General features: G+C 63.0%; 5 protein-coding genes and 4 pseudogenes. 3 read left to right on the top strand and 6 right to left on the bottom strand.

The window, feature by feature from the left end:
• The first annotated feature begins 186 nt into the window (after positions 1–186).
• Positions 187–1,371, top strand: a complete 1,185-nt coding sequence (locus ACGFYN_RS47265; RefSeq protein WP_393872156.1) for an IS110 family transposase — start codon at positions 187–189, stop codon at positions 1,369–1,371.
• A gap of 346 nt (positions 1,372–1,717) precedes the next feature.
• Here the strand turns inward: ACGFYN_RS47265 and ACGFYN_RS47260 are convergent, their stop codons facing one another.
• Positions 1,718–4,219, bottom strand: coding sequence for a hypothetical protein (locus tag ACGFYN_RS47260; protein ID WP_393872155.1), 2,502 nt, complete (start codon positions 4,217–4,219; stop codon positions 1,718–1,720).
• A 548-nt stretch (positions 4,220–4,767) separates the two neighbouring features.
• Between ACGFYN_RS47260 and ACGFYN_RS47255 the strand changes: the two are divergent.
• Positions 4,768–5,172 (top strand): annotated as a pseudogene (locus ACGFYN_RS47255) (transposase); the annotation flags it as partial.
• Positions 5,173–5,315: 143 nt separating this feature from the next.
• On the opposite strand, the gene ACGFYN_RS47250 reads toward ACGFYN_RS47255, so the two are convergent.
• From ACGFYN_RS47250 to ACGFYN_RS47240, 3 genes and pseudogenes are all read right to left on the bottom strand, one after another.
• Positions 5,316–6,133, bottom strand: a protein-coding gene (locus ACGFYN_RS47250; RefSeq protein WP_393872154.1) for an IS5 family transposase whose coding sequence is annotated in 2 segments (ribosomal slippage) — positions 5,316–5,795 and positions 5,798–6,133 — 816 coding nt in all. Because the reading frame shifts where the segments join, the coding sequence is not laid out codon by codon here.
• Positions 6,134–6,995: 862 nt separating this feature from the next.
• Positions 6,996–7,274: pseudogene (locus ACGFYN_RS47245) on the bottom strand (IS630 family transposase); the annotation flags it as partial.
• Positions 7,275–7,398: 124 nt separating this feature from the next.
• Positions 7,399–8,031 carry a transposase domain-containing protein gene (locus ACGFYN_RS47240; protein WP_393872153.1) on the bottom strand — a complete coding sequence of 211 codons (633 nt, stop codon included), beginning with the start codon at positions 8,029–8,031 and terminating at the stop codon, positions 7,399–7,401.
• 413 nt (positions 8,032–8,444) lie between these two features.
• Here ACGFYN_RS47240 and ACGFYN_RS47235 point away from each other — a divergent pair.
• Positions 8,445–8,705, top strand: a pseudogene (locus ACGFYN_RS47235) (transposase); the annotation flags it as partial.
• Between the two features lie 127 nt (positions 8,706–8,832).
• On the opposite strand, the gene ACGFYN_RS47230 reads toward ACGFYN_RS47235, so the two are convergent.
• Both ACGFYN_RS47230 and ACGFYN_RS47225 read right to left on the bottom strand, forming a co-directional pair.
• On the bottom strand, positions 8,833–9,177 hold the full coding sequence (locus ACGFYN_RS47230) for a transposase (protein ID WP_393872152.1): 345 nt from the start codon (positions 9,175–9,177) through the stop codon (positions 8,833–8,835).
• A gap of 244 nt (positions 9,178–9,421) precedes the next feature.
• Positions 9,422–9,779: pseudogene (locus tag ACGFYN_RS47225) on the bottom strand (transposase family protein); the annotation flags it as partial.

The following is a 9,779-nucleotide window of genomic DNA, read 5'->3' as shown; positions in this document are numbered from 1 at the left end:
ATATCCAGCTCCGGCCTGACCTCATCGATGGCTGCCTGGCTGGCACCAGACTGACCCTCACCCAGCAGCCGACAACAACCCGAGGAAGTCAGTAGGAATTGCGAATGATCGCTGAGTAGGGAATCGACAGCGAGGTCGTCCGTCGGGAGGCACAAGTACCACACCGCGCGGAGCCACCACGTGGCCATGATCTGGGCCGGCATCGACGCAGGCAAGACGCACCACCACTGCGTCGCGATCGACGAGAGTGGCCACCGGCTGCCGTCCCAACGCGTCGCCAACGATGAACCCGAACTCCTCGAACTTCTCACCGACGTCCTGGCCCTGGGTGATGACGTGACCTGGGGCATCGACCTGGCCGACGGCGGAGCCGCCCTGGCCATCACCATCCTGTTCCACCGCGACCAGCCGGTGCACTACATCTGCGGCCGGGCCATCCACCGCGCCTCCGAGAGCTACCGCGGCGAAGGCAAAACCGACGCCAAAGACGCCGCCGTCATCGCCGACCAAACCCGAATCCGCCGCGACCTGCACCCCTTATGCACCAGCGACGAGACCGTCACCGACCTCAAGATCCTCACCGGCCGGCGCACGGAGCTGGTCGCCGACCGCACCCGCACCGTCAACCGGCTCCGCGCCCAGCTCACCGGCATCTTCCCCGGCCTGGAACGGGCACTGGACCTCACCAACACCGGCCCGTTCATGCTGCTGACCGGCTACCAGGCCCCGGCCTCCCTGCGCCGGGCAGGCAAGAACAGGCTCGAGACCTGGCTGCGCAACCGCAAGGTCCTGCGCCCTGACCGGCTCGCCGAGACAGCTCTGGAAGCCGCCGGACGCCAGCACACCAGCTTGCCCGGCGAACAACTGACGGCCCAGATGGTGCTCACACTCGCGCGGGAAGTGATGGCCCTCAACCAGCAGGTCGCCGAGCTCGACAAGGCGATCGAGGCCCGGTTTCGCGAACATCGGGACTTCGAAGTGATCACCAGCATGCCCGGCCTGGGCGTGATCCTCGGTGCCGAGTTCCTTGCCGCGACCGGCGGCGACATGAGTCTCTTCGGCACTCCTGACCGCCTCGCCGGCTTCGGCGGCGTTGCTCCCGTTCCCCGCGACTCCGGCAAGATCAGCGGCAATCTCCGCCGCCCACGACGCTACAACCGCCGACTCCAACGAGTCCTCTACATCTCCGCGTTGTTCAGCATCCGACACTGCGAGGAATCGCGCCGGTTCTACGACCGCAAACGCTCCGAAGGCAAGCGCCACATCCAGGCCGTCCTCGCCTTGGCGCGGCGCCGCGTCAACGTCCTCTGGGCACTCCTACGCGACGGGCGGCGCTACGAGCTCGCTCCACCCAAGGCCCTCGCGGCTTGACAGACCGTATTAGGAATCACTGGCCCGTTCGCTCGCGGCCGTCCGCGAACAGCGACGAGCCCGGGAAACGGAGATCGGACAGATGCTGGAGGCTCACCCTGATGGGCAGCGAAGCGAGGCACCGCCACGCTTACGCCGGCCTTCGATGCCTTGAAAGAGACTGCGGGCCTCGTTTCACCCCGGGAGTGGGCGGATGCCTTCGCCGCCGCGAGTAGCAGGTCTTGAGGCGGGTCGCCGAATCCATTACGAGGCCGTAATTCGCCGATTACTGTAGGTAGAAAGCGGCCGACGATGCCCGCCTCGTTCCCGTTGATCACGCGGTCGAATAGGGATCGCCCACATTAGTCTATTGCAAATGGAACGTCCCCGACCCTTCCTTGCCGTGGTTGGTTGGGATTCCCAGTTGAAGCATGGGGAATTCCTTGGAAGGAGCATTCTCGTTACTAACCGGGGTGTTGCGTGTACCGAGAATTTCAAAGAGGGATTTCGGCCTTGTGTCTCCGGAGCTGTAGACTCGAACGGTTGGGTCTACGATGGTCACGGTTCGGTCGCTGCCAATAAAAAGGTAGTTTGAATCGAAGGGTTGGTACCACGTCCCCGCGTGAAAACTTCCTTGCGAGTCTCTGTATCCATGTTGCATTATCGTATATCCTCGCCATTTCGCAGCCGTCTCGGCCCCTTGCCTTACGCTCTTGAGAAGCATACGGGCATTTGTGCCGCCAGGATCGATATCCACCCGTGCATGAAAGTCGACATCGGTATTCCCAGCCCTATACGTCACCACGGCTTGCTCGTATCGGGTCCAACCACCTTGAAGCTGCCTTCGGCCGCTGAGTGCCGTGAAGCGCCATCTCCTGCCAACACCGAACTCGCGGCCCTCAAGCGTCTCTGGTGCGCCGCTGGCCTTCTTCTCCTCAAGGTCTACTGGACCGCTGGAGCCGGGAGTGGGGATAGATAGTGACATAAGTGCCAGAATGCGATCCGGTATCCTGTCCGCGTCTTGGACGATATGTTCAATGCCATCAACAGTGAGCCATGCATCAGGACTTGGTGGGAATGCTTTCAGGACAATTCCTGATACCCACTCAAGTACCTCCTCCACGAGGGGGCTGAGCACAGGAGCGGTCAGATTCACACGATCCTCTATCGAGCCAATGCTGAGTTTTCCGAGACGCTTCTTGACGGGAACAACAATAGAATTTACAAGCTCTCCTTTAGCGAGATCCTTGATTCTCTTGGCGAGCTCCTCGCCCACACTCTTCTCTTTTGGGGTGACACTACGCTCAAGTTCCCTTTTATAGCGATTAAATACGCCCTTGATGGCTCCACTGATGAGCCCCCAGCCGGGAATAAAGGATCCGGGGATCTGCAAACAATCCATCAACAAACTGAAGTTGAGTTCAATTCGCTCGATCGTCCCCTTTGCCATTATCTCTTTAGCATGCGGGTCGCGCCCCACCGACCCCAAAAGTGACCGCTCCTGCAACCTTGCCCGCTCCACGAGCTCGTCGTATCCACGTTGCGACTTATGTGATGCCCAGGTGCGCTTAATTATTCCTCTGGTAGTGCCAGCTGCCGCGAACACCGGAGCGTATGCTCCTCCGTAGGAAGCACCAATCCCCAGGCCGATTGCTGCCATCTTGTCGAGGGTGTCGATGGAGCGCACGGCATCTTGCAGCCCCGTCATGGTCGACACTTTCTTTCTCTTCTCTAGTTCTTCTTTGTGCAAACCAACGGCGTAGTCTGCCCCAGCCTGCTGTACGAGGTTATCCACGGTGTGCGAAAGTGCGTGTACTTGGCGCGCGCCATTTGCAAACTGCTCCATGCATTTCTGGACAAGCGCCTCTACCCGGCGAGCGAAATCCGCCACGTCTCGCCCCATCGCCAGCAGTTGGGGTAGGTGCTCGCGAGTGCATAGCAGACGGAATTCATTTTCGGGCGGGATCGTGGGAGGGGGATCCCCCAACAGCTCCCTTGCCTCTGCTTCCAGCTCTACCAAATGTTGTCTCATGCCCGTAAAGATTTGTAGACGATTTGCTATTCCCTCGCTTACCATTCCAGTACGTCCCAAATGGGAGCCAGTGAGGTGTTCGAGTTCGGCGATGACATTCTTATAGCGTTCCAGGCGTGCCTGGATCTGCTGTAGGAGAGGGCTGTCATCGGGACCCCCCAAGATCGTCTGAGCCGGCTCCAGTACTGAAGTAAAAGCTAGGTGAAGTGCCTCCACGCGACGTGGGTAACTCCGCCCTACTGAGGTCTCGAGTGCACGTTCTAGGCCCGAAGACCTTCCCGACAAGACCTGCTGGATACTCTCAGGTGCCCATTTTTTTCTCCGCAGGAACATGTATATCTCGACCGCGGCATCGCTTATTCTTTTTCGCCTTCGCTGCTCAGCTGCCTGGATAGCGTAGAGATCTTCCTCGAGTTGGCTTATTGACACCCCTGTCTTTCTCTCCGGCGCTCTCCACTGTCTACTTGCACCCAACTCGTCATCTTCGAAATCGTAGCGAAAATGATCTCGGCGCCGTAGTGGGGGACTCGCCTTTTCCTCGACTGGGGTCGAGGTGGGATCGTCCACCGGGATCGAGTAAAGGCTGTCGTTGGGATCGTCGACCGGGATCGAGTAAAGGCTGTCGTTGGGATCGTCGACCGGGATCGAGTAAAGGCTGTCGTTGGGATCGTCGACCGGGATCGAGTAAAGGCTGTCGTTGGGATCGTCAGGCCCAGGCGGGTCGTCGTAGCGGACATGCGTCGGCCCGGTGTTGTGCCGCACCCGATGGCGATCCGTCCGGTCCCGAGGGGGGGCGGTCTCATCGTCGTCGGGGGGCGGTGGCTGGTCGTCGCTCATTGCGGTTCCCGAGAGTCGAAGCGGTACCCCTAGCATATGCAGAGGAAAGATCGACGAGTGCTGGGTGGGGAAGCTGCGGTCCATACCAGTAGTGACGAGAGCAGGCCACGTGCGAATTGGAGGATCGTACGTTGCTTCCCTTTTGTTCCATCGAAGGGCTCGACTACCTGGAAAGCAAGAAGCGCGGTCCTTTGCAGGAAGTCCCGATTGGTCTTCAGTTTACATGATCACAAGGCAGCATGGGTCTGGGCGTTGACATCACGGCTGCGACGTCCGCAGAAGCTGAGTGCAACCTCTTGTTTCTCCCCTAATTTTCCCAGTACTCGTTTGCCGGAAGCACCGTTCGGGCAAACTTTTAGGCAGGTGGTAGCGCCCCTCAGTTTGCGCCTATGGCAGGCCAGCGCCACGCCTCGGCGTGATTACTGACCTTCAAAGCGTGGTGTCGGCAGGGGCTGACGGCCGTTGATCGCTGCGCTTTGGCCACTGCGTGAGGTATGTGTTCACCTCCGCTTCCCCTACGTCTACCTGGACGCGACCTAACGAACCGGATAGGCGAGCTGGTCGACGCCAGCCCTGCCGCCGAGCTGGTTGAGGAAACGGGGATCGGCCCCGTCACCGCCGTTACCGTCCTGGTCGCCTGGTCTCACCCAGGACGGATCCGCAACGAGGCCGCGGTCGCCGCCCTCGCCGGAATGAGGCGCTTCCCGCCTCCTCGGGCAACACCACCCGCCACCGACTCAACCGGGGCAGCGACAGGCGCCTGAACCGCGCCCTGAACGTCATCGCCATGGTCCGCCTGGTGCACCCTCTCAAACCCGCGCCTATGCCGACCGACGGCGACCGCAGGCAAGACAGACCGCGAGATCCGCCGCTGTCTCAAGCGATACCTCGCCCGACGCCTCTATCGCCACCTCAACAGCGGCACTACGGCGATGGGGGCTGACGGGATATAGAAGCTTCATTGGGAAGTCCCGCTGATCACGGTGAAGTGTTCCTCAGCGAGGTGATGTTCTGCGCCGAGGGGCGGGAAAGCGACAGCGTCCAGGCGAGCAGCCCTGGTAGGACAGTCCGTCAAGATGATGTCGACTTACAGTCCCTAGCAAAGCCGTTGGGCGTGGCGGTGGGTGATCAGGCAGACGGCGAGGCCGAGGAATGCTTCGTGGATGTCGTCGCGTCGTTCCCAACGGATGCGCAGGCGGCGGAAGCCGTGGAGCCAGGCGATCGTGTGCTCGACGACGTAGCGGAAGATGCCCAGCCCGGTGCCGTGGGGCTCGCCCCGCTTCGCGATCACGGGCCGGATCCCGCGCTGCCAGAGCAGGCGGCGGTACTTGTCGTGGTCGTAGCCGCGGTCGGCCAGCAGCGCGTCGGAGCGCCGTCGCGGTCTGCCGACCCGGCCCGCGATGGCCGGAATCTTGTCGAGCAGGGGCATCAACTGGGTGACGTCGTTGCGGTTTCCGCCGGTCAGCGTCACCGCGAGCGGGATGCCCTGCCCGTCGACGATGAGGTGGTGTTTGCTGCCCGGCCGTGCGCGATCGACCGGGCTGGGACCGATTCTGGGCCCCGCCGGGCAGCCCGCACATGCGAGGAGTCGATCACCGTCTGGGACCAGTCCAGCTGGTTCTTCGACCGCAGCTTCTCCAGCAGCACTACATGCAACTGCTCCCAGACGCCGGCATCGTTCCAGGCCGCCAGGCGCCGCCAGCACGTCATGCCCGAACCGAAGCCCAGCTCCTGGGGCAGGTATTCCCGCTGGATGCCGGTGTGCAGGACGAACAGGATCCCGCACAGCGCCTGCCGGTCCGGCACTCGAGGTCTGCCCTCGACCAGCTTCGGCGCCGGCCCAGGCAGCAACGGTTCGATCAGCGACCAGAGTTCATCCGACACGATCCACGGCCGCGACCGTCGTTTCCCCACCCCCCAGACCAACGAGCAGACAAGCCAACAGTCACATGCTCATCAGCTTTTGTTAGAGCCAGTTAGTGCCGGAGCTTCATAGCGATCACCCATGTTGGCACGCACGCTGTTCCGCGCCCTGTCGTGGCGGTGCTAACGAGGTTGCTCGGCGTTTCACCGCCTCGAGATCCGTAACTATGAGGATCGAGAGCTCCGGGCACAACCGTTGCGTGATGCAGTGATCCACTCGTGGAGAGGCCATAGTCAGTACTGGCGGTGTGGCCCTTCGTCGTCCCAACATCTGAAGTTCTCGGCGCGCCTCATGTGCTGTTCTTACTTCCGCTGAACCGTTCCTTGATCCTTTTGATGAGGCGCCTAATCAAGATCAGCATGGGTGAGTCCTTTCACTGCGTGGCGCCCTAGGCTTGGGCGGGCACTACCGTGAGCCCCTCACCGAAGTGACTGCGCTCACCTCCCCAGGATCGCCTACCTAGTGCTGTGAGCGCATACGTTCGCCGGATTGCTTGTGGCGAGGGCATGTCTGCTGGCGCTTCCCCTGCCACATGTTGGGATGCAGTTGCCGGATGCTCTCGTGGGTCTTCAGCTTTCGGTCTATTGGGAACGGAGTGCGCTGGCCGAATTCGTCAGGTCCAGCGGCACTGGCAAGGACTGGAGTGCTGGCGTTCGGAAGGAAGCCGCGTGGCGCCAGCGTTCCCTCGAAGAGTCGGAGCGCGCGTTCGAGCGCGCCGTGCGGGACCAGGCGCGCACGGAGGACCAGGTGCGAGATTTGCGGCGCGCTCTGAGACGACGGGCGGGGGCCAGCCTCGCAACGCGAGATTCGCGTCAGCCACGGAGTAGGGCTGCGAGCGAGAGCACGATCTGATCACGCGATGAGGGCTGGTCGCCCGCCCCAACGGATGCCCTTCTCGCTGCAGACGCGAGCACGCTCCTTCCGCAGGGCGGCGAGCACGTCGGGGTGGCGGACGTTCTTGTTGCGTCAGCGTAGGTAGGCGTGCAGGGCCCGGTTCTGGACGGTGTGGTTGTGGTGGTTCGAGTTCGCGACGGTGAACTGCCTCAGCAGCCCGAACTGTGCCGCAATTGGGTTGGCCCAGGACGCGTAGGTCGGCGTGAAGCAAAGCTCGACCCGGTTCTTCCGCGCCCATCAGAGCTGGTGGAGCTTTGACGGTTTTAGCGGCCTTGGCGTGCTTGTTCGCCTGGATCCGGGCCGGATAACTCCCGTCCGGCAGGACCTCCTGCACCCTGCGGGCTGCACGGCGCTCGATCCTTTAGAGCAGGTGGGCGCCCCGGTCGCGAAAACGGCGCCAGCGGGCGAGGCCCCATAGTCCCCGGTCGGCCAAGACCAGCGCCCCGGCCCCGATATGTGCTTCCAGCTCGTCGGACACGATCCGCTCGGAGTCCTTCCAGCCACCGACCACAGCGTCCAGTACCGCGTGCGACGAGCACTCCGTCACCCCGACCACCCGGGCTTGCGGAAAGCCCATCGGACTGCGTTGTGAGCCGGCTTTGCCGAACGTCTCCCGGTTGTGGGCCGAGTCGGGAACGGCCGGCAGCATCTCGTCCAGGGCCAGGACTCGCAGCCCGTGGAAGTGTTCCGCTCTCCGGCCCAGCGGCCTGGCCACGGCCCGGAACAGCTCTCGTATCACCAGCCGGCCCAGCCGCCGCCTCGCCCGCTTGAGAGATGACTTGTTCACCCCGGCCCACGGCCGCAGCGTCGGCTCTCCGGCCTTCACCAACCGCAAGACTTCGAGGTAGTCGGCCTGCGGAAACAGGCACAATGCGAGCACGAAGTACACCGTGAACCGGGCCGACAGCACACGTCGGCGCTTTTCGGTGCACCCGGCCTCGGCAACGACCCGGGCCACCAGCTCAGCAGGACACGACCGAGTCAGGATGCCCAACCCCAACCGCTCCTGACGCGACACCAACACGCATGGCCCAACACCACCCACACCCAAAAGCAACGGCATTGTCATGGGCGACAGGGGGACACAGTCATGCCGGGCCAGAAGGCCAGCGGCCCTCTTGCAGGACACCGACTTCCGCGAGCTTCTTCGAGTTGGCCACCGATCGGGTGACGTATCGGCAAGGTTGGTGCAGGTCAGATGGGTTTGCCCCTCCGCTTGCGGCGTCGAGTTGAAGATCCTTCGCGAACCCCATTGGAAGAAGATCCAGTCGACCGACACCTGGAACCGGTCGAACGGGAGATGAAGCGCAGTGTCGACGTCGTCCGGGTCTTCCCCAGTCCTGACCGGGTCACGAAAATCGTGCCTCGCTGCCGACCGGCGGCCTTGCCAGGGGCCAGTCGTCCTCGATGATGCAGACAGGCTGTTGGCGGATCCCATACTGGCGCGGTTCAAGAGGTCATATCATTTGGCTGGGTAGGCTGTCGGCCGCGGCGAAGGACGTTGAGGGCTGGTGCCGCACGAGTTGTGGGATCCAGCGGATGGTGCCGGAGCCGCCGTCGCGGCCTCACGGTGGCGTTCGGCGTTGGTATGCCGACCGCGAAGTGCTCGCGGCAATCGTTTTCGTAGCTACCTCAGGGTGCAAGTGGCAGCAGCTGCCGGTCGCATCGTTCGGTCCCTCCGGCCGACGGCACACCGACGATTCACCGAGTGGACGAAGGCCCTGGCGTGGGCCACACTCCACCGCTTGGCCCTCGAGGAACTCGTTGCCCTCGCTCTCGGTCGTGATGTTGGGGATCAACTGGTGGGCCTGGTCGGGGTGTTGGGTATCGCGGGGGTGCTTTCGGGGAGTGCGCGGTAGATCTCGCTCATGCTGCCTTCGGGGAGGTATTGGCGGGGGAGGGCGAGCCATTCGTCGTGCATCTTGAAGAGCACGGCGGTGACCAGTCGGATGAGCGCGTCGTCGTTGGGGAGGACCTGGAGGACGTCGATCCTGCGTTTGATCTCCCGGTTCACGCGTTCCAGCGGGTTCGTGGACTGGATCTTCTTCCAGAGCCTGTGCCGGAAGTCCGCGAACGCGGTCAGATCCGTCTTCGCCTCCAACAGCATCGCCTTGACCTTGGGGAACTGGGTGCCGAGCACGTCGCCGTCCCAGCCAGGACCGGGACGGCCTCCCTGATCAAAGAACAAGCACCGAGCCAGGCATAGCGACGTGGACACGAGGTTCAAACGCACCGAGTCAATCAAGCAGTACCAAGCCCGCCGAGGTTAAGCGCCAAGCACAGGCGTCGACGTCTCAGCGATCCCTCTACTTCTAGGCGTCAGCTCCCGCCACCTGCGGGCAGGGGTTGATCCGCCGCGTGAACCGCGCGATCATTGAGCCTCTTCAGCGTTGCCGCTCCAGGGTGAGAGTGGCTTTGGCGATTGACGTCATGCGGTTGGGCTGCAGCGGGACCTGCGGAAGTTCCGCCATGACTTCAGGCAGGCCACGCCGCGCTCGACCGGTGCCCGTGCCGCGGCCAGAGCCCGGCTGACGGTCTTCTCGGTCAGGGTGAGTTCCCGCAGGGGCCTGCGTTTGATGCCCGTGGTCAACCAGGGGCCACCGCCCTGGTAGGCGAGATCGGCCAGGATGGGGACGCCCTGGGTGCGGGCTGGGGGAGGTCAGGTCGTGGGAGCGGCCCGGCAGCGCGGGCGAGAGCCACAGCAGCCGGCCGTCGGATCGGTGACTACCTGCCCGTTCACGC

The organism is Streptomyces sp. NPDC048419, assembly GCF_043200415.1.
In the GTDB taxonomy this organism is placed as follows: domain Bacteria; phylum Actinomycetota; class Actinomycetes; order Streptomycetales; family Streptomycetaceae; genus Streptomyces.
This window is presented reverse-complemented; position numbering and strand designations above follow the sequence as displayed.